Raw genomic sequence first — 25424 nt, 5'->3', positions numbered from 1 at the left:
GGACGGAACGCTACTGCGGCGCGCCGGGCCCGCTGCTGCGCCTACCCTTGCCCCGTGCCAAAGACGAAAAAGGCGAAGCCGGGAAAAGCCGCGAAGCAGCAGAAGCCGGACACGGCGGCGAGTGGAGCGCGGGACGACGAGCAGGGGCTTGATTTCGCCCGGGCGTGGGTGGAGTTCCCCGATCCGGAGGATGCGGAGCAGGTCTTCCGCTGTGACCTGACCTGGCTGACCTCGAAGTGGACGTGCATCTTCGGCAGCGGCTGCCAGGGCATCAAACTGGGGCGCGCGGACGACGGCTGCTGCACGCTGGGGGCGCACTTCTCCGACGAGGACGACGAGCAGCGGGTCGCCGGGCACGTGGCACGGCTGACGCCGGACATCTGGCAGTTCCACGACGTCGCGCAGACGTCCAAGGGCGTCAAGGGTCCGAACGGCGGCTGGGTGCAGACGGACGAGGACGGCGACCGGCAGACGCGCCGCTGGGAGGGTTCCTGCATCTTCCAGAACCGCCCCGGTTTCGCCGGCGGGGCCGGCTGCTCGCTCCACATCCTCGCGCTGCGCGAGGGCAAGGAGCCGCTCGAAACCAAGCCGGACGTCTGCTGGCAGCTGCCGGTGCGCCGCACCTACGAGTGGATCGAGCGTCCGGACGACACGAAGATCCTCCAGGTCACGATCGGCGAGTACGACCGGCGGGGCTGGGGTCCGGGCGGCCACGACCTGCACTGGTGGTGCACCTCCGCGACCTCCGCGCACGGCGCGGGCGACCCGGTCTACGTCTCCTACCGCCCGGAGCTGACGGAACTGATGGGCGCCGGCGGCTACGCCCGCCTCGCCGAACTCTGCGAAGCCCGCCTCGCCACCCAACTCCCCCTACTAGCCCCCCACCCGGCCGACCCCACCCCCTAGCCCCCTTGGGCGGCGGGGCCGCGTGCCGAGCCCCCTTGGGCGGCGGGGCCCCTACGCCGCCCGCCTCCTTGGGCGGCGGGGCCGCCCCCCGGGGGCGGAACGGGCGGGCAAGGGGGCGGCCCCCGACGGAGTCGCACCTCCCGACCCCGCCCCACCTCCGCCATGGCCCCGCACCCCACCCCCGCCCTACGTGGGCGAGGGCTCCGACGGCGAAGTGGTCCCCGCCGGCGGCGAACCAGGCGGATCCGTCGAAGGCGCCGGACTGCTAGGCGGCTCCGTAGTCGGCGGCGGACCAGTAGGCGGCTCCGTCCCAGGCGGCGAAGTAGGCGGACCGGTCGGCGGCTGCGTAGTCGGCGGCGGAGAAGAAGGCGGCTCCGTCACAGGCGGCTCCGTGGGCCGCGTAGGAGTCGGCCCCGGAGTCTCCCCGGGCGTACCCCCCGACCCGGGCTCACCCCCATGCCCACCCCCGGACCCAGACCCGCTCCCGGACCCAGACCCGCCCCCAGCCCCGGAATCCGACCCCGCCCCGGAGCCCGACCCCCGCCCCGAAACCGCCATCACCGCCCCCGAAGGCGACACCCCCAACCGCGCCGTCCACGCCCCGACCGGCTCCCGCCCCCGGTCCACGGTGATGTACACCGTGACCGACTCCCCCGCCGCCAGCGTCCCCGCACTCCGGCTCAGGTGCAGCCACGGCGCGTTCGACCACATCGACCACCGCACGGCCCCGGCCCCCGACGCCGTGAGCCGCACGACCGTCGTCCCGCCCGAAGGCTCCGCACGCACACTCAGCGCGCTCGCCCCCGCCCCCGCGCCCTGCGAAGTCCGTCCGGGGATCAGTACCTTGACCGAGACCCCGTCACCCTGCGCCCCGGAACTGCTGCGCGCGCTCCCCGCGTTCTCGTAACCGCCGCTGGAGCCGTCGTACGGTTCGCCCTCCCGCCCCGGCACCCCGTCGTCCTCGCGCGCGGTGACCGAGGCGCCCCGGTGCCCCTCCCCCGTCACGGGCGCTCCCCGGTAGGCGGCCCACAGCGCGAGCACCGGTGCCGCGACCACCGTGGCCACCACCGTCGTCGTCACCGCCCGCGTCCGCAGCCGCTCGCGGCGCGCCGCCCGGTCCTTCGGGTCCAGCGGAAATCCGGTGCGGTCGAAGCGCGGAGTGCCGCCCCTGGGCACGCGCGGAGCGTGCAGCATCGCCACGTACGCCGCCGCCCTGGGCGCCTCGACCAGTGGCAGCCGACCGGCGGAAGCCCCCGTTCCGGGCCAGGGTCCGGCCGCGCCCGCGCGCTCGGCGGCCCGCCGGCACAGCGGGCAGTCGTCGACGTGCCGTACGAGCTCGCCGCGCAGCGCCGTACTGAGCAGGACCTGGCTGTCGCCGGTGAGCCGGGTGACGGTCGGGCAGGTGCCGGTCTCCACGACGATCAGCGCGGCCCGGGTGCGCTCCACCTCGCAGGCCGCCGCGGCGAGCAGTTCGCGGGCCGCCGTCCGGTCGAGTCCGAGGACGGAGGCGACCTGGCGGGCGCAGAGGCCGTGCCGTACCGCCAGTTCGAGGGCCTCGCGCTGTTCGGGGGTGGTGCCGGCCGCCTCGGGCCAGGCGAGCCGGGCGAGGTCGGCATGCCGCGAGCGGGCCACGCTCTCCTCGACCGGAAGTTCCGGTTCCGGGATGGCGGAGGGCGGGCGGTGCACCGGGAGGCCGCCGTGGGAGGCCCGGCGGCGGCGCTTGTCCTCGGCGAGGCGGCGCAGACAGCCCCAGCGGGCCAGTGCGTAGAGCCAGGCCTTGCGTTCCGCTTCGTCGGAGGGGCTGCGGCCGTGACTGCGCTCGGCGAGGGCCAGTACGTCACCGAGCACCGCGGTCGCCACGTCGTGGTCGCGCAGCACGGAGAGCGCGTAGGTGAACAGCCCGTCCAGGTACGGCTCGTAGCGGGTCGGGGGGCGCTGGGCGAGCGTGCGGGGCGCACGCCGGTGTGCACGGCGCGCTCCGGTGGCACCGATTCCGGCGCTCTGGCCGGTGGTGCCGGTGCTTCCGCTGGTGTGCGTGGGATGCTCCCGCCTGCTGGTCGTCACCCGGCCGACCGTAGGCGCGCCACACCCGCCCCCTGGCTCTCCCGGCGCCCATTTAATCCGTACGGGTGAACACATCCCTCGAAAGAGGTCAGGAATCCCTCATTCCGCACCCTTTTGGCCCTTACCGGTGGCCTATGCCCTCACGCACCGCGACGACGCCCGGCGCACGTCCGCGCGCCCCGCCGGGCACGTCCCCGCCCCTTGCCGGGCCACGGCCCCGCCCCTCCGGGTACGGCCCCGGCACCACTGTCAGACCCCGTCTGTACGGTGACGACATGGCTGCCCGTACGAAATCCGCGAAGGACCGGCCGTCCTACCGCTGCACCGAATGCGGTTGGACGACCGCCAAGTGGCTCGGCCGTTGCCCCGAGTGCCAGGCCTGGGGGACGGTCGAGGAGTACGGCGCGCCCGCCGTCCGCACCACCGCCGCGGGCCGGGTCACCACCTCGGCCTTGCCCATCGGCCAGGTCGACGGCCGCACCGCCACCGCCCGCTCCACCGGCGTGGACGAGCTCGACCGCGTCCTGGGCGGCGGTCTGGTCCCGGGCGCCGTCGTCCTGCTCGCCGGCGAACCGGGCGTCGGCAAGTCCACCCTCCTCCTGGACGTCGCCTCCAAGGCGGCCAGCGAGGAGCACCGCACCCTGTACGTGACGGGCGAGGAGTCGGCGAGCCAGGTCCGGCTGCGCGCCGACCGCATCCACGCCCTCAACGACCACCTCTACCTGGCCGCCGAGACCGACCTCTCCGCCGTCCTCGGCCACCTCGACGCGGTCAAGCCGTCCCTGCTGATCATGGACTCCGTACAGACCGTCGCCTCCCCGGAGATCGACGGCGCGCCCGGTGGAATGGCCCAGGTCAGGGAGGTCGCGGGCGCCCTCATCCGGGCCTCCAAGGAGCGCGGCATGTCGACCCTGCTGGTCGGCCACGTCACCAAGGACGGCAACATCGCGGGCCCCCGCCTGCTGGAGCACCTCGTCGACGTGGTCCTCTCCTTCGAGGGCGACCGGCACGCCCGCCTCCGGCTGGTCCGGGGCGTCAAGAACCGCTACGGCGCGACGGACGAGGTCGGCTGCTTCGAGCTGCACGACGAGGGCATCACCGGCCTCACCGACCCGTCGGGCCTCTTCCTCACCCGCCGCGACGTGGCCGTCCCCGGCACCTGTCTGACGGTCACCCTGGAGGGCCGCCGCCCGCTGGTCGCCGAGGTCCAGGCCCTCACCGTCGACTCCCAGATCCCCTCCCCCCGACGCACCACCTCCGGCCTGGAGACCTCCCGCGTCTCGATGATGCTGGCCGTCCTCGAACAGCGCGGCCGGATCAGCGCCCTGGGCAAGCGTGACATCTACTGCGCCACGGTCGGCGGCGTGAAGCTCTCCGAACCCGCCTCCGACCTCGCCGTCGCCCTGGCCCTCGCCTCGGCCGCCAGCGACACCCCGCTGCCCAAGAACCTGGTCGCGATCGGCGAAGTGGGACTCGCGGGAGAGGTCCGCCGGGTAACGGGCGTACAACGAAGACTGGCCGAGGCGCACCGGCTCGGCTTCACTCATGCGCTGGTCCCGGGCGATCCAGGCCGTGTTCCTGCGGGAATGAAGGTGATCGAGGTGGCCGACATGGGAGCCGCCCTGAGCGTCCTTCCGCGCCGGTCTCGCGCACAGGCCCCACGGAGCGAGGAGGAGCGCCGGTAGACTTTGCCCTGGTCTCGCCTGTCCACCGCGTACGCGAGGCGAAGTTGACCGCCCCGGGCAGGGGCGGCCCCGACCCGTGACCCCCGTGACCGGAGGAGTGCAGTGGCAGCCAACGACCGGGCCTCAACACCCGGAAAGTCCGGCGGAGGCTCCAGCAACTCCGGCTCTGGCAACGAGGCCCAGATCCGCGCCTCGCTGAGCGCCGTCGCCCCCGGCATGGGGCTGCGCGACGGCCTGGAGCGCATCCTGCGCGGCAACACCGGCGGGCTGATCGTCCTCGGCATGGACAAGACCGTCGAGTCGATGTGCACCGGCGGTTTCGTCCTCGACGTCGAGTTCACCGCGACCCGCCTGCGCGAGCTGTGCAAGCTGGACGGCGCGCTGATCCTCGACAAGGACATGACGAAGATCCTGCGGGCGGGCGTACAGCTCGTCCCGGACGCGTCCATCCCGACGGAGGAGACGGGCACCCGCCACCGCACGGCGGACCGGGTCTCCAAGCAGTGCAACTTCCCCGTCGTCTCGGTCTCCCAGTCGATGCGTCTGATCGCCCTGTACGTGAACGGCGAACGCCGCGTCCTGGAGGAGTCGGCCGCGATCCTCTCCCGCGCCAACCAGGCGCTGGCCACCCTGGAGCGCTACAAGCTCCGCCTCGACGAGGTGGCGGGCACCCTCTCCGCCCTGGAGATCGAGGACCTGGTGACGGTCCGCGACGTCACGGCGGTGGCGCAGCGGCTGGAGATGGTCCGCCGGATCGCGACGGAGATCGCGGAGTACGTGGTCGAGTTGGGCACCGACGGCCGCCTGCTTTCCCTCCAGCTGGACGAGCTGATCGCCGGCGTCGAGCCGGAACGGGAACTGGTCGTACGGGACTACGTCCCGGAGCCGACGGCGAAGCGCTCGCGGACGGTCAGCGAGGCCCTCACCGAACTGGACGCGCTGACGCACAGCGAGCTGCTCGAACTCCCGATAGTGGCGAGGGCGTTGGGCTACAGCGGCTCCCCGGAGACGCTGGACTCGGCGGTGTCCCCGCGCGGCTACCGGCTGCTGGCGAAGGTTCCCCGGCTGCCGGGGGCGATCATCGAGCGGCTGGTGGAGCACTTCGGTGGTCTGCAGAAGCTGCTGGCGGCGAGTGTGGATGACTTGCAGACGGTGGACGGGGTCGGTGAGGCGAGGGCGAGGTCGGTCCGCGAGGGCCTGTCGAGACTGGCGGAATCGTCCATCCTGGAACGCTACGTCTGACCCCCACGCAGACCGAACGGTGCCGCGCCTGCGGCGGGCGGCGGGCACCCCTCTCCGCCCCTTTCCACCGTGCTGGATTCACGGCTGCCGCCGCGCGGCACCCAAAGCGTTCGGCGGTGTCGCGCCTGCGGCGGACGCGCAGGCGCCCCTCCCCGCCCCTTCCCGCTGCGCTGGATTTGCGGCTGCCGCCGCGTGGCGCTCGAAGCGTTCAGCGGCGTCGCGCCTGCGGCGGGCGGATGCCCCTCCCCACCCCTTCACCTAAACCGCTCCGCGGGGCCAGGGGTTGTTAGCAGCGGGTCGAGTGTGGTTGCTCGCGCAGTTCCCCGCGCCCCCAGGCATCCAGGGGCGCGGGGAACTGCGCGGCCAGCCACGCACACACCCGCACCTTGACCACCGGCCGTGGCCGGGCCCGCCACCTGACCACCCACCCACTCGCCCGCACGGGCCGGGGCCTGGGGCGGAGCCCCAGTTCGGGAAGGGGCGGGAAGGGGAGAGCCCCGCGCAGCGGACCCCCGTCTCCAGGTCAGTCCTTCTTCAGGTAGACCGACGCCGGAACCTTCGCTCCGGCCAGCTCCACCACATACGTCCCCGGCTCGACCTGCCCCCCCACCGGCGCCTCACACCTCGCCGCGTCGCTCCGCTTCCTGTCCCACTCCACCACCCGCGTCACCGCCGTCTTCGCCGGGACCTGGAGCAGCACCGAGCGGGCGCCCTCGGGGCAGTCCTTGGAGGACCAGACCGTTTCGCCCTCGGTGTTCTTGATCTTCACGGTGGCCGCGTCCGGGCCGAAGTCCATCTTGCAGGCCGCCGCCGAGGTGTTCTTCGCGATGATCTCGAACTTGGGCTTCTCGTCGACCTCGACGTTGTTCTTGACCGTGCGGATCGTCAACTCCACCTTGCCGGGTGCGCAGTTGGGCAGCGGCGAGTTCGCCGGAACCTGCTGCCCCGCGCCACCGCCCGAGCCACCGGCGCCACCGGCGCCACCGGCGCCGCCTGTGCCTCCGCCCGAGCCGGACGACGAACCCGCCGAAGACCCCGCCGACGACCCGTCCGCACCCCCGGCGTCCGTACTCCCGCCGCCCGTACCGCCGTTGTCCGCGCCTCCGCTGTCCTCGCCGCCCGGCTCGTCGCGGCCGCCGGGTTCGCCCGGGACCACCGGGCCCGTGCCCGACGGGCCGGGGGTGATCGAAGCGGCGGGCGAGGGGCCGCCCTTGCCCTTGCCGTTGTTGTCGCCGGCTCCCCCGCCGGAGAGCACGGCCCAGAGCACCAGCACCACCATCAGCACCAGCAAGGACAGCCCAACGGCCCTCCGTCGCCAGTAAATGGAGGAGGGAAGGGGGCCGACTGGATTACGCAGAGATCCCACGGCCCGAACTCTACGAGAGAACGCGGCCCAACTCCTGCCCCACCCGCCGCCGTCACGACAACTTTTGCCGATCATCATTCCGGCACGGCCTCGGCACCGCCCCGCCGCCGCCCACCCGGCACCCCTTACTTTCGTCAGGGGCGGCACCCTACGTTCGCCGATTGTGTGTGCCGACCCCACTTTCCGTACGGTCTGTGTTCATGGAAAGCAGCAGCGCGCTCTACCGCGCCATCCTCAACTTCGCGCACTCCACACCCGGCTGGTTCCAGTACCTGGCCGAGATATGGACGGAGCTGGGGCTGCTGATCTTCGCGGGCCTGTTCCTGGTCGTGTGGTGGCGGGCGCGCGGCGACAGTGCCGCGGCCGTGGCGGTCGCCGTGCTGGCGCCGCTGGCGACCGGGGTGATGTACGTGGTGAGCGAGGTCTCCAAGTCGTTCATCAACGAGGACCGGCCGTGCCGGGCCGTCGCCCGGGCCGCCCGGCCACTGATCGAGTGCCCGGCCGTCGGCGACTGGTCGTTCCCGAGCAACCACTCCACCATCGCGGGCGCCGCCGCCGTCGGGCTGATCCTGGCCTGGCCCCGGCTCGCGGTGTTCGTCGCGCCGATGGCCGTGCTGATGGCACTGTCCCGGGTCTTCGTCGGCGTCCACTACCCGCACGACGTCGGCGTCGGCCTGCTGGTGGGTGCGATCGGCGCGGGGCTGCTGGTGTGGGGATCGGCGCGGCTCGCCCAGGGCGCGATCATGTGGATGCGGGCCAGCAGCATAGGGCTGTTCCTGTGGTTCGCCGGTCCCGGCACCACCCGTCGCACCCGGAGCCTGACATGACCGCGCCCGTGTCCCGCCTCGGCCGTCCGACGTCCGCACTCCGTTTCGTGCCAGGATCGGAAGTGCCATGACTGCGACCACTGAGTTCACCCCCGAGACCGCATCCGAGAACGAGACCGGTCACTCCGCCGCCGCGCTGCCCGTCCTGCACCCCCACGTCAACGCCTGGTTCGAAGGCCACGCCCGCGACCTGCCCTGGCGGCACCCCGAAGCGGGCCCGTGGGGCGTGATGGTCAGCGAGTTCATGCTCCAGCAGACGCCGGTCAGCCGGGTGCTGCCGGTGTACGAGCAGTGGATGGCCCGCTGGCCCCGCCCCGCCGACCTGGCCGCCGAACCCTCCGGCGAGGCCGTCCGCGCCTGGGGCCGGCTCGGCTACCCGCGCCGTGCGCTGCGGCTGCACGGCGCTGCCACCGCCATAACGGAGCGGCACGGCGGCGACGTACCCAGGGAGCACTCGCAGCTCCTCGCGCTGCCCGGGATCGGCGAGTACACGGCCGCCGCCGTCGCGTCCTTCGCGTACGGGCAACGGCACGCCGTCCTCGACACGAACGTGCGACGGGTGATCGCCCGCGCGGTGACCGGCGTCGAGTACCCGCCGAACGCGACCACCGCCGCCGAGCGCAAGCTGGCCCGGGCGCTGCTCCCCGAGGACGTCCCGACGGCGGCCCGCTGGGCGGCCTCCTCGATGGAGCTCGGCGCGCTGGTCTGCACCGCGAAGAACCCGGAGTGCGGGCGCTGTCCGGTCGCCGCGCAGTGCGCCTGGCTGCGGGCGGGCAAGCCCCCGCACGAGGGTCCCGCCCGGCGCACCCAGACGTACGCCGGTACCGACCGCCAGGTGCGCGGCCGGCTGCTCGCCGTGCTGCGCGAGGCCACGACTCCCGTACCGCAGGCGGTACTTGATTCGGTGTGGCACGAGCCGGTGCAGCGGGCGCGGGCATTGGACGGGCTGGTCTCGGACGGTCTCGTGGAGCCGCTGGAGGGCGGTACGTACCGGCTGCCGCACAGCTGACCGGCCGATGGCGGTCACCCGAACCACGTACTTCGGCTGCTTAAACCTCCTTACGCGAATTGTTCGTTACACAACCGATGGACAGCCGTGCGTCCTCCGAGCGCTGGCCCGCACAACCCCGTGACAACCCCTCCGTAGCTTCATGAGCACAGGGGATACGCAGCTGGCAACGACAGCTGGTCACGTGGGACGGGACGGAGGCGGTTCGAATGGCGCACGGCGAGGTGCTCGGATTCGAGGAGTACGTACGCACGCGGCAGGAGGCGCTGCTGCGCAGTGCCCGCCGACTCGTTCCGGACCCGGTGGACGCACAGGACCTGCTGCAGACCGCCCTCGCCCGTACGTACGGGCGCTGGGACGGCATCGAGGACAAGTCCCTCGCCGACGCCTACCTGCGCCGTGTCATGATCAACACGCGTACGGAGTGGTGGCGGGCCCGCAAGCTGGACGAGGTGCCCACCGAGCAGCTGCCCGACGCACGGGTCGAGGACGGCTCGGAGCAGCGCGCGGACCGCGCCCTGCTGATGGACATCCTCGGAGTGCTGGCGCCGAAGCAGCGCAGCGTGGTCGTATTGCGGCACTGGGAGCAGATGAGCACCGAGGAGACCGCTGCCGCGCTGGGCATGTCTGCCGGTACGGTCAAGAGCACCTTGCACCGTGCGCTGGCGCGGCTGCGTCAGGAGCTGGAGAGCCGGGACCTGGACTTCCGGGCCCTGGAGCGGGGTGACGGCCGGGTCAGCAGTGGTCATGGCCGTGGTGACATGCGTGGCGGAGTGCGGGGCGAACGGGGGCAGGAGCGGTGCGCGGCCTAGGCAGCGAAAGCGACGTCGAGGACGGCGGCGGGTCCGGGGACAGCCCGGGCGGCCGCCTCGGCGGCAGGTCCGGGTACCGGTCCCAGCGGGGTTTCATGGCGGTGAGCACCACGGCGGTGGCCGGGCTCGCCGCCGTCGGCCTGTTCGCGGTCTCCTGCGGTACGGGCGGCACCGGCACGCGGGACGAGGGCCCGGCCCGCTCCGACCCGGTCGCCGCGAAGGTCCCCCCGCAGCCGTCGTCCGCCACGTCCGCGCCGAGCGCGACGCCCGCCGACCGGATCGACCCCGTCGAGCTCCTGAAGAACGACCCCAAGGTCAGCGAGACTGTCAAGCAGGACCTCAAGCCCTGTGTGAAGGACATATTCCCGGTCGACGCGTCGTACGGCAGGGTCACCGCCAACGGCACCGACGATGTCGTGGTCAACGTGATGACCTGCGGTGACGCGGTCGGAATCGGCTCCTATGTGTTCCGCGAGGACAATGGGCGCTACACGAACGTGTTCGTGGCCGAGGAACCCGCGGTGTACGCGGAGATCGACCGGGGAGACCTGGTGGTGACGCGTCCGCAGTACAAGACGGGTGACCCGGTGGCGTTCCCGTCCGGCGAGGTGGTGGTGACGTACCGCTGGTCCGGGGAGAAGTTCACCGAGCACGACCGGGTCGAGAACAGCTACAGCAAGGCCGTCGGCGGCGGCGAGGACCACGGCGGGGAGCAGGGCACGGAGAAGCAGGAGGCGGAGCGGCGCAAGAAGGAGGCCGCCGAGAAGGCCGAGAAGGCCGAGAGAGCCGAGGGAGTCCAGAGGACGAGGACCTCGGAGCCCTCACGGTCCCCCGGCGGCACCGTCTCCGCCACGCCGAGCGCGGCACCACCGGACCCGGTGGACGGACCGGGTACGCGGACCGGCGGCTGAGCCGGGCACCGACCGCCCCCTTCCGGATCCCGGCCCCCCACCACGCACCACACCGGACAGCACCGCACAGCACCGCACCAGCGACAGAGCAGCGAGAGACCAGCGAGAGAGCAGCGCACCATGGCTGATACACACGTTCTGTTCGTCGAGGACGACGACGTGATCCGCGAGGCTACCCAGCTGGCGCTGGAGCGGGACGGATTCACCGTGACCGCGATGCCGGACGGCCTGTCCGGCCTGGAGGCGTTCCGCGCGCAGCAGCCGGACATCGCGCTGCTCGACGTGATGCTGCCGGGGATGGACGGGGTCAGTCTGTGCCGTCGCATCCGTGACGAGTCCACCGTCCCGGTGATCATGCTCTCCGCGCGCGCCGACTCCATCGACGTCGTCCTCGGTCTGGAGGCGGGGGCCGACGACTACGTCACGAAGCCGTTCGACGGCTCGGTGCTGGTCGCCCGGATCCGGGCGGTGCTGCGCCGCTTCGGCCACGCCTCGGGCGGTTCGGCCGGCGGTCCGGAGCCGGTGCACGGCGCCGGTGAGGGCGGCGTGCTGACCTTCGGCGAGCTGGAGGTCGACACCGAGGGCATGGAGGTCCGCAAGGCCGGCGAGCCGGTCGCGCTGACGCCCACCGAGATGCGGCTGCTGCTGGAGTTCTCCGCGGCGCCCGGCACGGTGCTCTCCCGCGACCGGCTCCTGGAGCGGGTGTGGGACTACGGCTGGGGCGGCGACACCCGGGTCGTCGACGTCCACGTACAGCGGCTGCGTACGAAGATCGGCCAGGACCGGATCGAGACGGTCCGCGGCTTCGGCTACAAACTGAAGGCCTGAGGCTCGTCCGCGTCATGAAGCGCTTCGTCCTGCGCACCGGCATCCGCTGGAAGATCAGTGTCGCCATCGCCGCGGTCAGTACCCTCATCGCGGTCGCCCTCAGCCTGGTGGTGCACAACTCGGCCCGGGTCTCCATGCTCGACAACGCCCGTGACCTGCAGCTGGACCGGTTGCAGTTCGCCCAGCGGCTGTACGAGTCCTCGCGCGACCCCAAGGTCGGCTCCAAGCTCAACGACCCCGACCTGCCCGCCGAGCTGCGCGCCAAGCTGGCGCACGGGCGGCGGGCGACGCATGTCCGGGAGGACGCGGACGGGGTGCCCGAGGTGTGGGCCGCGGTGCCCTACCCCGGCAACGACATCCTCTCCCTGCACACCCGTTTCCCCGGCAACGCCGCCGTGGTCGCGGACCTCGACCGGGGGCTGCTGATCGGTTCGGTGTGTGTCGTCTTCGGGGGCTGCGCGCTCGGCATCCTGATCGGCGGCTCGATCTCGCGCCGGCTGCGCAAGGCCGCGACCGCGGCGACGGATCTGGCGCACGGGCATTCGGACGTACGGGTGCGGGACTCGATCGGCGGTTTCGTACGGGACGAGACGGACGAGCTCGCCAGTGCGGTGGACGCGCTGACCGACGCGCTCCAGGAGCGGGTGGAGGCGGAGCGGCGGGTCACCGCGGACATCGCGCACGAGCTGCGCACTCCGGTCACCGGCCTGCTCACCGCCGCCGAGCTGCTGCCGCCAGGCCGCCCCACCGAGCTGGTCCGGGACCGGGCGCAGGCGCTGCGCACGCTCGTCGAGGACGTCCTGGAGGTCGCGCGCCTCGACAGTGCGGCGGAGCGGGCGGAGATGCAGGAGATCGCGCTGGGCGAGTTCGTCTCGCGCCGGGTCACCTCGCTCTACCCCGACGCGGTCGTACGGGTCGTCCACGAGAGCTACGTGAACACCGACCCGCGCCGGCTGGAACGCATCATCGGCAACCTCCTGGGCAACGCGGCCAAGCACGGTGCGCCGCCCTTCGAGGTGACGGTCGAGGGGCGGGTCGTCCGGATCCGCGACCACGGCAAGGGCTTCCCCGCCGACCTGCTCCGCGAGGGGCCGAGCCGGTTCCGCACCGGCTCCACGGACCGCGCGGGGCACGGGCACGGCCTCGGCCTGACCATCGCCTCCGGCCAGGCGAAGGTGCTCGGCGCGCGGCTCACGTTCCGCAACGCCCAGCAGGACGGCGGCGCGATCGCGGTCCTCTGGCTCCCGGAGCACGCCCCGACCGCCACCGGCAGCTTCCCCATCGTCAACCTCGCGGACCTGCCGCCACGGCGGAGGTAGGGGTAGGGGCAGCACGGTGTACGAGGAAGGGCCCCCGAGACGCGCGTCCCGGGGGCCCTTCCTCGTACAGCCGGCGGCTGACGGCTGACGCCTGGCGCGTTACGCCTTGGCCGGGACGCTCTCCCGCGCCGAGTCCGACGGCGCCGACACCGACTCCGAACCGCCCGACTCCGGCCCGCCCGACTCCGCAGCCGGTGCCGCGTCCTTCGGTCCCGCGCCCTTCAGCATGACCTCCTTGACGAAGAACGCCGCCACGAAGGCCACCACCGCGACCCCCGCGCCCAGCAGGAACGCCCCGTGCGTGCCCGCCGCGACCGCGTACTGCACCATCTCGCGCATCTCCTCCGGCAGCTTCGCCAGCGCCTCCGCGCTCACCGCCGCTCCCTTCGGCATGCCCCCGGACGGGGCGCCCCTGGCCGCCATCTCGTCGGCGACCCGCGCCGTGAACAGGGCGCCCATCACCGAGACGCCGAACGAGGAGCCCAGCGTCCTGAAGAGCGTGGTGGAGGACGAGGCGACGCCCATGTCCTTGGCCTCCACGCTGTTCTGCGCGACCAGCATGGTGATCTGCATCAGGAAGCCCATGCCCGCACCGAGCACCGCCATGTAGATGCCGGAGGTCAGCCGCGAGGTCGAGATGTCCATCTGCGCCAGCAGGAAGAGACCGATCGTGATCAGCGCACCGCCCGCGATCGGAAAGATCTTGTACTTTCCGGTGTTGGTGGTGACCCGCCCGACGACCAGCGAGACGACCATCATCGACAGCAGCATCGGAAGCAGCAGCAGACCGGAGTTGGTGGCCGAGGCGCCCTGCACCGACTGCTGGAACAGCGGCAGGTAGAGCACCGCGCCGAACATCACGAACCCGACGATGAAGCCGATCACCGACATCAGGGTGAAGTTCCGGTTCCGGAAGATGTGCAGCGGAATGATCGGCTCCGAAGCCTTCGTCTCGACGTACAGGAAGCTCGCGATCGCGAGGACGCCGACGGCGATCAGACCGAGGATCTGGCCCGAGCCCCAGGCGTATTCGGTGCCGCCCCACGTCGTGACCAGCACGATCGCGGTGATGCCGACGGTCAGCAGCCCGGCGCCCAGGTAGTCGATCTTGCCCTTGCCCCGCTCCTTCTTCGGCAGGTGCAGGACGGAAATGATCATCGCGAGGGCGACCGCGCCCAGCGGGACGTTGATGTAGAAGGACCAGCGCCAGCCGAGGTGGTCGGTGAGCGCACCGCCGACCAGCGGGCCGCCGATCATGGCGAGCGCCATCACGCCGGCCATCATGCCCTGGTACTTGCCGCGCTCACGCGGCGGAATCAGATCGCCGATGATCGCCATGACGCCGACCATCAGACCGCCTGCGCCCAGTCCCTGGACCGCCCGGAAGCCGATCAGCTGGCCCATGTCCTGGGACATTCCGCTGAGTACGGAGCCGAGGACGAAGACGACTATCGCGGTGAGGAAGATGCCCTTGCGGCCGTACAGGTCGCCCAGCTTGCCCCAGATGGGAGTGGAGGCGGCGGTGGTCAGGGTGTAGGCGGTGACCACCCAGGAGAGGTGCTCAAGGCCGCCGAGTTCACCGACGATGGTCGGCATCGCGGTGCCGATGATCATGTTGTCCAGCATCGCGAGCAACATCGCGATCATGAGCGCCAGCAGCACCACCCGCACACTGCGCGGCTGCTTCTCCGCCTTGCCGTTCCTGCCCTTCTTGCCCTCCGCCTGCGGCGCGCCCGGCACCGGCGGCCCGGCCATCCCCGTCTTACCCATTTCCCGCTCCCTCTCCCTACTTACTTGCCGCCCGGCAAGCTGGCTACACTCAGGGAAGGTAGATGGCTAACTAGCCGGGCGTCAAGTAAGTTTGGTCGAGTTGAACAACCCTTTGTCGAACGAGCCTCGGGAGTACGTCGATGAGCAGCAGCACCAGCGGTACGGGCCGGCAGCGCAGGGGCGACACGCGCCAGCGCATCCAGGACGTGGCGCTGGAGATGTTCGCGGAACGCGGTTACGAGAAGACCTCGCTGCGGGAGATCGCCGAGAAGCTGGACGTCACCAAGGCGGCGCTCTACTACCACTTCAAGACCAAGGAAGACATCCTGATCAGCCTCTTCACGGACCTGACCAGGCCGATGGACGAGCTGATCGAGTGGGCCCAGGGGCAGCCGCGCACGCTGGAGACCAAGAAGGAACTGCTGTCCCGCTACAGCGACGCGCTGACCAAGGCGGCGCCGCTCTTCCGGTTCATGCAGGAGAACCAGGGCACCGTGCGCGAGCTGAGCGTCGGCAACGGGTTCAAGGAGCGGATGATCTCGATGGTCGACGTGATGAAGGAGCCCGAGGCTCCGCTGGTCGACCAGGTGCGGTGCATCAGCGCGCTGTTCACGATGCACGCCGGGATGTTCGCCCTGAAAGAGATCGAGGGCGACCCCGAGGAGAAGCGGAAGGCCGTCCTCGAAGTCGCCGTCGATCTGGTCACGCAGGCCCAGCCGCCGCAGTCTGCGGGCTGAGGGGCAGGGCAGGGGCAGGGGTCAGACGGTCACGCCCACCGAGCGGAGGTAGGCGACCGGGTTGACGGAGGAGCCGTAGTTCGCGGTCGTACGGATCTCGAAGTGCAGGTGCGGGCCCGAGGAGTTGCCGGTGTTGCCGGAGAGGGCTATTTGCTGGCCCGCGGCGACCTTCTGGCCGACCTTGGCCTGGATGCGCGAGAGGTGGGCGTACTGGGAGTACGTGTGGTCGGCGTGCCGCACCACGATCGCGTTGCCGTACGCCGGGCCGTCGCCGCCACCGCGCGGGCCGGCCTTGACCACGGTGCCCGCGGCGGCGGCCTTCACCTTGGTGCCGATCGGCACGGCGAAGTCCTGGCCGGAGTGCTTGTGCGCCCACATGCCGCCGCCCTTGCCGTACGTGGCGGAGAGTGCGTAGCCCTGGACCGGCTTCGACCAGCGCTTGGCCTTGGCCGCCTTGGCCGCCTTGCCCACGGGCTTGCCCTCCGCGGCGAAGGCACTCCCGGCCCCGCCCACGACCGTCGCGCCGAGCGTGGCGACGACGAGCGCGGTGCGGATTCCTCGGGGCGAGAAGCGCTGCAACATACGGGCGATACCTCCGGAAGCGGGTGGGTCCGACGGATCCGCCGGACTTGCTCAACCTTGTTAACCCGCTCTGCGTCCGCAGCCCAAAACGCCCCGCTACTACGCCTCCTCGTAGGAAAGCCGCCGGAGTTCCGCTCCTTGACGGGCCGAGGGGCCTTCTGCGCCCCGGGTACGGAAGCCCCTGCGCGGGCTCCCGCGAGGTCCCGCCGAAGGCCGGGCGGGAAGCACTACCTGTCCTAGTAGGGGGCATATGTCCTGTGCGCCTTGTCACGGGACGGACCACACGGCCGCGGGCGCGTCAATCCGGCACCCCTCTCCCACACGTACGGACGACTCCCTGCCAATCCCCTCGACCGTTCGTTCCTCGTGCGCAAGTCTCAACCGCATGAGGGGCGTCGGCGTACCGTGGTGGCGGAAAGCTGTGCTGGCCGGGCGGGAGGGGCACCGGATGGGCGATGACCGTACGCAGGAGAGCGCCGACGGCACGTCCGATCCCGCCGTCATCTGGCACACGGTCGTCAGCGGCCGCCGGGTCGACCTCCCCGCCACGCTGCCCACCATCCGCGCCGCCCTGACCGCAGCGCAGGCCGCGGACCTGGACGCCGAGATCGCCAGGACACCGGCCCTCGAACTCCCCTTAGTCCTCGCCCGCTGGGCACTCGCCCCGACGGCCGCCGCCGAGGAGGACGAGGCCGTCTTCGCCCGCCTGGCGACCGGCGACTTCTCGGACTGCGTGGCCGCCTCCGCCGACGAGCCACGCCCCGGCACCGGCCCCGACCCCCGCCCGGAAGCCTCATGAGCCGCCTCCGCGTCCAGTACGCCCCGGCAGCCGAGAAGGCCCGGCACGCGATGCACCCCGACCTCCGCCAGCGCTTCGAGCACTCCATGCGGGCGCTCGCCAGGGACCCGTACGGCCAGGGGACGCGCGAGGTCAAGGGCGAGAAGGACCGCCGCCAAGGGGTGGCGGGCGGCGCGGTGGTGGTCTATTACGTGAGCGCGGCGGTGCTGGTGGTGACGGTGGTGCGGATCGTGCACGCGTAACGCCTGTTCCCGGGAACCGCGCGGGCCTCGAACTCCGTTGTAGAGGTGAGCACTTCACGCCACGCAGCGGCACTCAGGGGGTACACCATGGCCGACGGCACCGAGCACGAATTCGACGGGATCGAGCTGGCGGATGCGGTCGAATCCATCCGCAACCAACTCCTGGCCGCCTCCGCGCGCGCGGTCGGCAAGGACATCACCTTCACGGTCGGCGACATCCAGATGGAGTTCACGGTCGAGCTGCGCAAGGAGCTCAAGGGCGGCGCGAAGGTGAAGGCGTGGGTGATCGAGGCGGGCGCGGACGCGGGCCGGTCGACGGGCAAGACCCACAAGGTCTCGCTGACGCTGAAGCCGAAGGTACGGGCGACGGGGGCAGCGCCGGACGTGGGGAACTACCGCCCGGCGGACATGAGCGGCTTCGGCGAAGCGGAATAGGCGGCGGAGCAGCAGTATGAGATCCGACTCGCTGTCGAACGCGGTCGCGGTACAGAGCACACTGCGGGACGCGGGTCAGGGCACCGGGGTACTCCTCGGCCGAGACCTCGTTCTGACCTGCGCGCATGTCATGGGAAGCAGCCCGTACGCGGGTGTCGCGCGGCCCGGCTACCCGGGGACCCGCGGCTATCACACAGCCTGGTCCGACGCCGCCCTGGACGTCGCACTGCTGGTGCCGGACCACTCGAAGCCGCTGTGGGAAAGCCACACCCGGCTGAGCGCCCTGGGCTCCTCGCATCCCTTCCCGCACTGCGAAATCATCGGTTTCCCCCAGATCAGCCGGTACGGCGGCGCGAAGCTGGAAACCGATCACTTCACCGGCACCGTGCTGCCTGCGGCCGGCCTGATGCAGCGCGACCTGGTCTTCGAGTTCGACCGCCCACCCGCCTCGGAGACCGACGACAGCACCCACCCGCTGGCGGGCCTCTCCGGCGCCCCGGTGTTCTACGGCCACAACCTGTTCGGCATCGTCAAAGCGATACCCGCAGGGCGGGGCTACCAGCGCGCCACCTGCGTACCGCTGTCGCGGATCGTGACCCAAGAGGGGTTCAAAGGCGCCTACGGCAAGTGGTTCGGCTCGTCCCCCCGTCTGGAACTGATCGCCGACGCGCATCCCAAAGACGCCATCCACGAACGCGAATACGCCCTGGCCCTGCGCGCCGCCTACCGCAAGACCAAGATCTTCGGCCTGGACGAACTCGGCAAGCAGGACACCGAATGGGACCTGGACACCGCTTATCTGCCCCTTGAGGCGCAGGCCGCGAAGGGCAGGAGCACGGGCGCGGACAAGGGGGCGCCCGCCCACGCCCCCCGGCGCATCGACGACCTCCTCACCGCCCGCCCCCGCGTCCTCCTGCGGGGCGACGCCGGTGCGGGCAAGACCACCCTGGTCTGGTGGCTGGCCGCGCACGCCGCCGCCGGTACCCTCGACCCCCGGCTCGCCGCCCTCAACGGCCTCGTGCCGTTCGTCGTCCCCCTGCGCACCCTCCGCGCCCAGGGCCGCACCTTCCCCACGCCCGCCCAACTCCCCACCGCGTCCCGGCTGATGATCGACGAGGCCCCCGACGGCTGGGCGGGCCGCGTGCTCAAGGCGGGCCGGGCGCTCATCCTGGTGGACGGCCTCGACGAGGTGTCCATGGACGACCGCGAGGACGCCCACACCTGGCTGGCGGACCTGCTGGCCCGCTACCCGGACAACCGCTGCATCGTCACGTCCCGCCCACTGGCCGTGGCCCCGGACTGGCTGGGCTCCGAGGACTTCGAGGAATTGCGCCTCCTGCCCATGCGGAACAACGACATCCAGTCCTTTGTCGCCGCCTGGCACAAAGCGGCCCGCCGCGGCCGGGACGCGCACTCGCACGAGGAACTGGACGACCTGGAACGCGACCTCTCCCACCAGTTCCGGCAGAATCCAGCCCTCAGCGACCTCGCCAGGACACCGCTCCTGTGCGCGGTGATCTGCGCCGTTCACCGCACCCGTCAGGGCTTCCTGCCGGAAACCCGCTGGGCCCTCTACCAATCCGCCCTGCACATGCTCCTCGGCAACCGCGACCGGCGCCGCAGAATCGGCAGTCCCGAGGGCATCGAAATGACCGTCGAGGAACACACCCAGCTCCTCCAGCGGATAGCGATCTGGCAGGTCCGCGGCGGCCAAACGGAATTCACCCGTCTACAGGCGGTACGCCAACTCCAGCCCGCGCTCGCCGGAATGGAACGCGTCCGCGCACAGGGCGACTCCGACACCGTCCTTACCCACCTGGTGAACCGGACCGGGCTCCTCCAGGAACGTACCGACGACTTCTTCCAATTCACCCACCGCACATTCCAGGACTTCCTGGCCGCGAAGGAATTCATCGAGGGCGATCACCTCGCGGAACTCCTCACGCGCGCGGACAACCCGCAATGGGAGGACGTCGTCCTCCTCGCGGCCGGCCACTGCAACCGGCGAGAACTCCAGCGCCTGGTCACCGGCCTCCTGGCACTCGAAGTCCCGCGCCCGGTCCTCACCGCCCTGTGCGCCCAGCACGCCACCTGGCTGGACGAGACCCTGGCCCGCCACGTCCGCAATTCGGTGCGCACCGTGGTCCCGCCGACCAATGTCGAGCACGCCGCCCAGCTCGCCCGCCTAGGCCCCTACGTCATCCCGATGCTGCCCCCACCCGTGGAACTGAGCGCGGCCCAGGCCCCCTGCACGGCCCGGTTGATCGGCCGGACCGGCGGCCCGGAAGCCCTCGCCTACGCAGCCGGGATGGCCCGGCTCGCGGACGAGGACACCGCTCAGGCCCTCGCCGACGCCTGGTCCTCGTTCCCCGCCGACGAGTACGCCCGCACCGTACTGGCCCCGCTGGCGTCCGCCCCGCGCGTGCTGGCCGTGCACACCGCCGACCAGCTGAGGCAGTTGCCCCTGCTGACCCGTTTCTTCGACCTGGTAAGCCTGGCGGACGACGACGTCGGCGACAACGACGATCTCGACGCGTGGGTGGCCGCCGTCCAGGACCGGCCGGCGCAGAGCGAGCAGCGCTGAAGGGGCCGGCCCCGGAAACCCTTGGGTTTCCGGGGCCGGCCCCTTCACACGTTCACCTCGGCGCACGCGCCAGGCGTCACGCGTCCTTCGTCATGTTCGGACCACCGTTGCCCGTGGCGGACTCGATCGGCGGGACGTCCGGCAGGGCCGCCTTCTCCTCGCCGCGGAAGGTGAACGCCTTGGCGTCGCCCTCGCCCTCGGTGCCGACGACCACGATGTGACCGGGGCGCAGCTCACCGAAGAGGATCTTCTCGGAGAGGATGTCCTCGATCTCGCGCTGGATCGTCCGGCGCAGCGGCCGGGCCCCCATCACGGGGTCGTAGCCCTTCTTCGCCAGGAGCGCCTTGGCCTCCGAGCTCAGCTCGATGCCCATGTCGCGGTCCTTGAGGCGCTCGTCCACCTTGTTGATCATGAGGTCGACGATCTGGATGATGTCTTCCTCGGTCAGCTGGTGGAAGACGACCGTGTCGTCGACACGGTTGAGGAACTCGGGGCGGAAGTGCTGCTTGAGCTCTTCGTTGACCTTGTTCTTCATCCGCTCGTACCCGGTCTTGACGTCACCCTGGGCGGCGAAGCCCAGGTTGAAGCCCTTCGAGATGTCCCGCGTACCCAGGTTGGTCGTCATGATGATGACCGTGTTCTTGAAGTCCACGACCCGGCCCTGGGAGTCGGTCAGACGACCGTCCTCCAGGATCTGGAGCAGGGAGTTGAAGATGTCCGGGTGCGCCTTCTCGACCTCGTCGAAGAGGACCACGGAGAACGGCTTGCGCCGCACCTTCTCCGTCAGCTGGCCGCCCTCTTCGTAGCCCACGTAGCCGGGGGGCGAACCGAAGAGGCGCGAGACCGTGTGCTTCTCGCTGAACTCCGACATGTCGAGGGAGATCAGTGCGTCCTCGTCGCCGAAGAGGAACTCGGCGAGCGTCTTGGACAGCTCGGTCTTACCGACACCGGACGGGCCGGCGAAGATGAACGAGCCACCGGGACGCTTCGGGTCCTTCAGACCGGCACGCGTACGACGGATCGCCTGGGAGAGCGCCTTGATGGCGTCCTTCTGGCCGATGACGCGCTTGTGGAGCTCGTCCTCCATGCGCAGCAGGCGGCTCGACTCCTCCTCGGTCAGCTTGAAGACCGGGATGCCGGTCGCGGTCGCCAGGACCTCGGCGATGAGCTCGCCGTCGACCTCGGCGACGACGTCCATGTCGCCGGCCTTCCACTCCTTCTCGCGCTTGGCCTTCGCCGCCAGCAGCTGCTTCTCCTTGTCGCGGAGCGAAGCTGCCTTCTCGAAGTCCTGGGAGTCGATGGCCGACTCCTTGTCGCGACGGACGTTCGCGATCTTCTCGTCGAACTCACGGAGGTCCGGCGGCGCGGTCATCCGGCGGATGCGCATTCGCGATCCGGCCTCGTCGATCAGGTCGATCGCCTTGTCCGGGAGGAAGCGGTCCGAGATGTAGCGGTCCGCCAGCGTCGCCGCCTGGACGAGTGCCTCGTCCGTGATGGAGACGCGGTGGTGGGCCTCGTACCGGTCGCGCAGACCCTTGAGGATCTCGATGGTGTGCGGCAGCGACGGCTCGGCGACCTGGATGGGCTGGAAGCGGCGCTCAAGAGCGGCGTCCTTCTCCAGGTGCTTGCGGTACTCGTCCAGCGTGGTGGCACCGATGGTCTGGAGCTCACCGCGGGCCAGCATCGGCTTCAGGATCGAAGCCGCGTCGATGGCGCCCTCTGCGGCACCCGCACCCACGAGCGTGTGCAGCTCGTCGATGAACAGGATGATGTCGCCGCGGGTGCGGATCTCCTTGAGGACCTTCTTCAGCCGCTCCTCGAAGTCACCGCGGTAGCGGGAACCGGCGACGAGCGCGCCCAGGTCGAGGGTGTAGAGGTGCTTGTCCTTGAGGGTCTCGGGCACCTCGCCCTTGACGATGGCCTGCGCCAGGCCTTCGACGACGGCGGTCTTGCCGACGCCGGGCTCGCCGATGAGGACCGGGTTGTTCTTGGTGCGGCGGGACAGCACCTGCATGACCCGCTCGATCTCCTTCTCGCGCCCGATGACCGGGTCGAGCTTGGATTCGCGGGCCGCCTGGGTGAGGTTCCGGCCGAACTGGTCGAGCACCAGGGACGTGGAGGGGGTGCCCTCCGCAGGGCCGCCGGCAGCGGCGGTCTCCTTGCCCTGGTAGCCGGAGAGCAGCTGGATGACCTGCTGCCGGACCCGGTTGAGATCGGCGCCCAGCTTCACCAGGACCTGGGCGGCGACGCCCTCGCCCTCGCGAATCAGGCCGAGCAGGATGTGCTCGGTGCCGATGTAGTTGTGGCCGAGCTGGAGGGCCTCTCGGAGCGACAGCTCCAGGACCTTCTTCGCACGCGGGGTGAAGGGAATGTGACCGGACGGAGCCTGCTGCCCCTGCCCGATGATCTCCTCGACCTGCTGGCGAACCGCCTCAAGCGAAATGCCGAGGCTCTCCAGGGCCTTAGCGGCGACACCCTCACCCTCGTGGATCAAGCCCAGGAGGATGTGCTCGGTGCCGATGTAGTTGTGGTTGAGCATCCGGGCTTCTTCCTGAGCCAGGACGACAACCCGCCGCGCGCGGTCGGTGAACCTCTCGAACATCGTTATTCGCTCCTCAGAGCGGTCGGGCAGTTAAGGGGTCGGTCCCCTCCCTGTCCTTCCGCATGCTAGTCCCGCGGGGCGGGACAGCTCATTCCAACTGCCGACACCCGTTCTTGCCTCCCGGCCTGAACAGCCGACGTACTTCCACAACTCGATGGTGCGAGACGATGTTCCCGCAGGCCAAGCAGTTACCCCTATCGCCACTACGCCGATGGCGAACGTGAGACCGCTTCGGACGCGTATCGCCCCTCCCCACTAGGACTGTCTTACCCGTAAGGACTGACACTCCATGCGGCGCACGCCGGTTCCCTCAGCTACGGGCGAACATCCTTGCGCCGCCGGATGCACCCACACGCCCCCAATTGCCGCACGGAGCGCATCCGTCCACCGACGCAGCGTAACCACGCGGGCGGCGGGACGTTTCTCCGGACATGCCCTTCACCGTTCCCCGCGCCCGGCTGCCGCTGCCCGACGGTGGCTTCGCGCAGTGGGCTTCCTGGTACGAGGACGAACTCGGCTGGGCCACGGTCCACGCCCCCGGCGAACCGGTTCTGCTCCGTACCGGCCTGCGGTTCGACGTACTGGAGCTGCCCGCCGACGCGGGGCACGCCGTGCTGCGCCGGGTCGGACCCACGGGTCCGGTCGCGCTGCAGGGGCGGCGGATGCGGCTGCTGGTCGCCGCGGGGAGCGCGGAGGAGGTTCCCGCACTCCTGGAGTGGCTGGAGTGGGGCTCCGTCCCGCTGGACCTCCGGGCGGTCGGCCCCGGCAGCCTGATCGTCGCTCCCGCGCCGCCAGGAACGGCGGACACGGCGGACATGGGGGGTGGGGCCGCGATCTGGCTGCGGCCCCCCGTACCGGCGGACGACATCGAACCGACGCTGCCGGCTTTCACCGGCTTCGGGGGTCCCGGCCGCGGGGGCAGCCGGGCCGCCCCCGATCTCGTACGCCTGCTGGCCGCGGCGGCGACGGAATGCCACCGGGCCCGGTTGATCGTGAATACGGCACTGTCAAAAGAGCGGCAGACTCAGCCGTTGGCCTTCTCGTAGGCCTCACGCACGGAAGCCGGTACGCGGCCCCGGTCGTTCACGTCGTGGCCGTTCTCCTTGGCCCACTTACGGATCTCGGCGGTGTTCTGGCTGCCGCCGGAAACAACGCGCGCCTTGCCACGACCGGCCGCGCGGCCACCGGTACGGCGGCCGTTCTTCGTGTACGGGTCGAGCAGCCCGCGGAGCTTCTCCGCGTTCGCGGTGGTGAGGTCGATCTCATAGGTCTTGCCGTCCAGAGCGAACGTCACCGTCTCGTTCGCCTCGACGCCGTCGAGGTCGTCAACAAGAAGGACCTGAACCTTCTGTGCCACCGGATTTCCTTTCATCGAAAATGCAGTACGCGGAAAGGAAACCGCTTTTCCGGGGAAAACACAAACCCCTGTCACAGGTTCAGTACCCCGAGAACGCGGGAAACGTGCGCGTTTCGGACATAGGGTTACAGCCGCTTACAGGCGTTTCAGAGGTGCAGAAGCATCCGGCTGTTGCCCAGGGTGTTCGGCTTCACTCGTTCGAGACCGAGGAACTCCGCGACACCCTCGTCATAGGAACGCAGCAGCTCGCTGTAGACATCTCCGTCAACCGGTGCCTCGCCGATCTCCACGAAGCCGTGCTTGGCGAAGAACTGCACTTCGAAGGTCAGGCAGAATACCCGGCGCACTCCGATCCAGCGGGCGGTCTGGAGGAGTTTGTCCAGCACCTGGTGCCCCAGTCCGGAGCCCTTCAAGTCGGGATCCACCGCGAGAGTGCGTACTTCGGCGAGGTCTTCCCACATGATGTGCAGCGCCCCGCAGCCGACCACGCGTGCGTCCTCGTCGCGTTCCGCCACCCAGAACTCCTGGATGTCCTCGTAAAGCGTCACGTTCGCTTTGTCGAGCAGGATGCGGCTGCGTGCGTACGTGTCCACGAGAGCGCGGATGGACGGCACATCACTGGTGCGCGCCCGCCGGACGGTGATGGCTTTTGCCGCGGCAATACGATCTGGGGCCATGCCCGGACGCTATCGTCCCGGCACGTTCTCGCCCCCACCGGGGACTTCACCGGCTTCGTCGGGGACTTCGGCCTCGACTACGCCCGGCACTTCGGCCTCGACTTCGGCCTCGACTTCGGCCGGGACTTCCGCTTCTTCGGAGTCGTCCCGCCGAACCACCCGCATCGCGTCCTGAAGTGCCACGCGCTGCTCGGCGGACATCATGCCGAAGAACGCGACCAGAGCGGCGGCGGGGTTGTCACTGGTGGACCAGGCTTCGTTCATCAGTGCGGCCGAGTAGGCGGCACGCGTGGAGACCGAGGTATATCGATAGGCCCGGCCGTCCACTTCCCTGCGGACCCAGCCCTTCTGATGGAGATTGTCCATTACGGTCATGACGGTGGTGTAGGCGATGGACCGGTCCTTCTGGAGATCTTCGAGGACTTCCCGGACGGTGACCGGACGGTTCCACTGCCACACGCGCGTCATGACGGCGTCTTCCAGCTCTCCCAATCGGCGTGGCACGACGTCACCTTAGTGCGAGATATCCGGAATGAGCGGTTATTAAAGAAGGGGCGGGGGGGGGGGGGGGGGGGGGGGGAGGGGGGGGGGAGGGGGGGGGGGTGGGTTCTGTTTTTGGTCGCGGCGTGTGTCTCTTATCCGCCCGCCTATTCGTTCAAAGGGGGTGTTT

22 protein-coding genes and 1 pseudogene are annotated in these 25424 nt (G+C 70.6%); 15 read left to right on the top strand and 8 right to left on the bottom strand.

All coding sequences use genetic code 11. The features are described from left to right. The first annotated feature begins 54 nt into the window (after positions 1 to 54). Complete coding sequence (locus ACZ5PB_RS41630; RefSeq protein ID WP_468698774.1) at positions 55 to 906, top strand: DUF3109 family protein; 852 nt, start codon at positions 55 to 57, stop codon at positions 904 to 906. A gap of 186 nt (positions 907 to 1092) precedes the next feature. On the opposite strand, the gene ACZ5PB_RS41625 is transcribed toward ACZ5PB_RS41630, so the two are convergent. Beyond that, positions 1093 to 2970, bottom strand: a complete 1878-nt coding sequence (locus tag ACZ5PB_RS41625) for a BACON domain-containing protein (protein WP_468698772.1) — start codon at positions 2968 to 2970, stop codon at positions 1093 to 1095. Positions 2971 to 3245: 275 nt separating this feature from the next. On the opposite strand from ACZ5PB_RS41625, the gene radA reads away from it, so the two are divergent. Then, positions 3246 to 4655 (top strand): DNA repair protein RadA, encoded by a 1410-nt coding sequence (gene radA, locus ACZ5PB_RS41620; protein WP_468698771.1) that lies wholly within the window; start codon positions 3246 to 3248, stop codon positions 4653 to 4655. A gap of 102 nt (positions 4656 to 4757) precedes the next feature. Further along, positions 4758 to 5897, top strand: coding sequence for a DNA integrity scanning diadenylate cyclase DisA (disA, locus tag ACZ5PB_RS41615; protein ID WP_468698769.1), 1140 nt, complete (start codon positions 4758 to 4760; stop codon positions 5895 to 5897). 523 nt (positions 5898 to 6420) lie between these two features. Here the strand turns inward: disA and ACZ5PB_RS41610 are convergent. Then, on the bottom strand, positions 6421 to 7263 hold the full coding sequence (locus ACZ5PB_RS41610; RefSeq protein ID WP_468698768.1) for a hypothetical protein: 843 nt from the start codon (positions 7261 to 7263) through the stop codon (positions 6421 to 6423). A 200-nt stretch (positions 7264 to 7463) separates the two neighbouring features. On the opposite strand from ACZ5PB_RS41610, the gene ACZ5PB_RS41605 reads away from it, so the two are divergent. The 6 genes and pseudogenes from ACZ5PB_RS41605 to cseC all read left to right on the top strand — a co-directional run bounded on the left by ACZ5PB_RS41605 (position 7464) and on the right by cseC (position 12969). Continuing rightward, entirely contained in the window at positions 7464 to 8090 is a 627-nt protein-coding gene (locus ACZ5PB_RS41605) for a phosphatase PAP2 family protein (protein WP_468698766.1), read from the top strand. A 67-nt stretch (positions 8091 to 8157) separates the two neighbouring features. Then, complete coding sequence (locus ACZ5PB_RS41600) at positions 8158 to 9099, top strand: HhH-GPD family protein (RefSeq protein ID WP_468698764.1); 942 nt, start codon at positions 8158 to 8160, stop codon at positions 9097 to 9099. 209 nt (positions 9100 to 9308) lie between these two features. Continuing rightward, positions 9309 to 9911 (top strand): SigE family RNA polymerase sigma factor, encoded by a 603-nt coding sequence (locus ACZ5PB_RS41595; RefSeq protein ID WP_468698763.1) that lies wholly within the window; start codon positions 9309 to 9311, stop codon positions 9909 to 9911. Next, a pseudogene (locus tag ACZ5PB_RS41590) lies at positions 9899 to 10609 on the top strand (hypothetical protein); the annotation flags it as partial. The gene ACZ5PB_RS41595 and the pseudogene ACZ5PB_RS41590, both read left to right, overlap by 13 nt. A 333-nt stretch (positions 10610 to 10942) precedes the next feature. Then, positions 10943 to 11650 (top strand): two-component system response regulator CseB, encoded by a 708-nt coding sequence (gene cseB / locus ACZ5PB_RS41585; protein WP_468698762.1) that lies wholly within the window; start codon positions 10943 to 10945, stop codon positions 11648 to 11650. A gap of 14 nt (positions 11651 to 11664) precedes the next feature. After that, positions 11665 to 12969, top strand: a complete 1305-nt coding sequence (gene cseC, locus ACZ5PB_RS41580) for a two-component system sensor histidine kinase CseC (RefSeq protein ID WP_468698760.1) — start codon at positions 11665 to 11667, stop codon at positions 12967 to 12969. 99 nt (positions 12970 to 13068) lie between these two features. Here the strand turns inward: cseC and ACZ5PB_RS41575 are convergent, their stop codons facing one another. Then, positions 13069 to 14724 carry an MDR family MFS transporter gene (locus ACZ5PB_RS41575; RefSeq protein ID WP_468698788.1) on the bottom strand — a complete coding sequence of 552 codons (1656 nt, stop codon included), beginning with the start codon at positions 14722 to 14724 and terminating at the stop codon, positions 13069 to 13071. Between the two features lie 155 nt (positions 14725 to 14879). On the opposite strand from ACZ5PB_RS41575, the gene ACZ5PB_RS41570 reads away from it, so the two are divergent. Further along, the gene (locus ACZ5PB_RS41570; protein WP_468698759.1) at positions 14880 to 15476 is read left to right on the top strand and encodes a TetR/AcrR family transcriptional regulator; all 597 of its coding nucleotides are present in this window, start codon (positions 14880 to 14882) and stop codon (positions 15474 to 15476) included. Positions 15477 to 15497: 21 nt separating this feature from the next. Here ACZ5PB_RS41570 and ACZ5PB_RS41565 read toward each other — a convergent pair whose 3' ends face one another. Further along, entirely contained in the window at positions 15498 to 16058 is a 561-nt protein-coding gene (locus ACZ5PB_RS41565; RefSeq protein ID WP_468698757.1) for a M23 family metallopeptidase, read from the bottom strand. Between the two features lie 448 nt (positions 16059 to 16506). Between ACZ5PB_RS41565 and ACZ5PB_RS41560 the strand changes: the two genes are divergently transcribed. The 4 genes from ACZ5PB_RS41560 (at position 16507) to ACZ5PB_RS41545 (ending at position 20118) form a co-directional block, all read left to right on the top strand. Further along, positions 16507 to 16857, top strand: a complete 351-nt coding sequence (locus ACZ5PB_RS41560; protein WP_468698755.1) for a hypothetical protein — start codon at positions 16507 to 16509, stop codon at positions 16855 to 16857. Then, positions 16854 to 17099, top strand: coding sequence for a hypothetical protein (locus ACZ5PB_RS41555; protein ID WP_468698754.1), 246 nt, complete (start codon positions 16854 to 16856; stop codon positions 17097 to 17099). Before ACZ5PB_RS41560 ends, ACZ5PB_RS41555 begins: the two co-directional genes overlap by 4 nt. Positions 17100 to 17186: 87 nt before the next feature. Beyond that, positions 17187 to 17534, top strand: a complete 348-nt coding sequence (locus ACZ5PB_RS41550; RefSeq protein ID WP_468698787.1) for a trypco2 family protein — start codon at positions 17187 to 17189, stop codon at positions 17532 to 17534. 16 nt (positions 17535 to 17550) lie between these two features. Next, positions 17551 to 20118: an NACHT domain-containing protein gene (locus ACZ5PB_RS41545; RefSeq protein WP_468698753.1), complete on the top strand. Its 2568-nt coding sequence runs from the start codon at positions 17551 to 17553 to the stop codon at positions 20116 to 20118. Between the two features lie 76 nt (positions 20119 to 20194). Here the strand turns inward: ACZ5PB_RS41545 and ACZ5PB_RS41540 are convergent, their stop codons facing one another. Next, the gene (locus ACZ5PB_RS41540) at positions 20195 to 22720 is read right to left on the bottom strand and encodes an ATP-dependent Clp protease ATP-binding subunit (RefSeq protein WP_468698752.1); all 2526 of its coding nucleotides are present in this window, start codon (positions 22718 to 22720) and stop codon (positions 20195 to 20197) included. 431 nt (positions 22721 to 23151) lie between these two features. On the opposite strand from ACZ5PB_RS41540, the gene ACZ5PB_RS41535 reads away from it, so the two are divergent. Continuing rightward, positions 23152 to 23766, top strand: coding sequence for an SCO3374 family protein (locus ACZ5PB_RS41535; protein WP_468698751.1), 615 nt, complete (start codon positions 23152 to 23154; stop codon positions 23764 to 23766). On the opposite strand, the gene ACZ5PB_RS41530 is transcribed toward ACZ5PB_RS41535, so the two are convergent. From ACZ5PB_RS41530 to ACZ5PB_RS41520, 3 genes are all read right to left on the bottom strand, one after another. After that, on the bottom strand, positions 23745 to 24077 hold the full coding sequence (locus ACZ5PB_RS41530) for a histone-like nucleoid-structuring protein Lsr2 (RefSeq protein WP_384356658.1): 333 nt from the start codon (positions 24075 to 24077) through the stop codon (positions 23745 to 23747). The genes ACZ5PB_RS41535 and ACZ5PB_RS41530 overlap by 22 nt on opposite strands. Positions 24078 to 24223: 146 nt before the next feature. Next, positions 24224 to 24754, bottom strand: coding sequence for an amino-acid N-acetyltransferase (locus ACZ5PB_RS41525; protein ID WP_468698749.1), 531 nt, complete (start codon positions 24752 to 24754; stop codon positions 24224 to 24226). A 9-nt stretch (positions 24755 to 24763) separates the two neighbouring features. After that, entirely contained in the window at positions 24764 to 25258 is a 495-nt protein-coding gene (locus tag ACZ5PB_RS41520; protein WP_468698748.1) for a BlaI/MecI/CopY family transcriptional regulator, read from the bottom strand. Positions 25259 to 25424: the final 166 nt, after the last annotated feature.

The organism is Streptomyces sp. NPDC032721, assembly GCF_055579625.1.
This window is presented reverse-complemented; position numbering and strand designations above follow the sequence as displayed.